1 rRNA gene is annotated in these 326 nt (G+C 44.5%); it reads right to left on the bottom strand.

Features of this window, described 5'->3' with window-relative positions:
• Nucleotide 1 precedes the first annotated feature (1 nt).
• Nucleotides 2–117 (bottom strand): 5S ribosomal RNA (rrf, locus tag H5300_RS27210).
• Between the last annotated feature and the right edge of the window lie 209 nt (nucleotides 118–326).

The raw sequence follows: 326 nt of genomic DNA, 5'->3' as shown, positions 1-326 counted from the left end.
AGCCTGGCGATGTCCTACTCTCACATGGGGAAACCCCACACTACCATCGGCGCTATTGTGTTTCACTTCTGAGTTCGGCATGGAATCAGGTGGGTCCACAATGCTATGGTCGCCAAGCAAATTTTGCTTTTACTTTCAGTTTTTTAAAAACTGAAGGCAAAATAATCTGGAAAGCTTCTCTATTTAATAGAGCTATAAAAGTTTCTCTTCAAACGCATTCAAGGTCTGGTACATCTGAGTCCACAAAACCCCTTGGGTGTTGTATGGTTAAGCCTCACGGGCAATTAGTACAGGTTAGCTCAATGCCTCGCAGCACTTACACACCC

It is taken from the genome of Vibrio sp. SG41-7 (assembly GCF_014164465.1).
GTDB lineage: Bacteria > Pseudomonadota > Gammaproteobacteria > Enterobacterales > Vibrionaceae > Vibrio > Vibrio splendidus.
The sequence above is the reverse complement of the archived record's forward strand: the minus strand, read 5'-3'. Positions and strand labels throughout refer to the sequence as shown.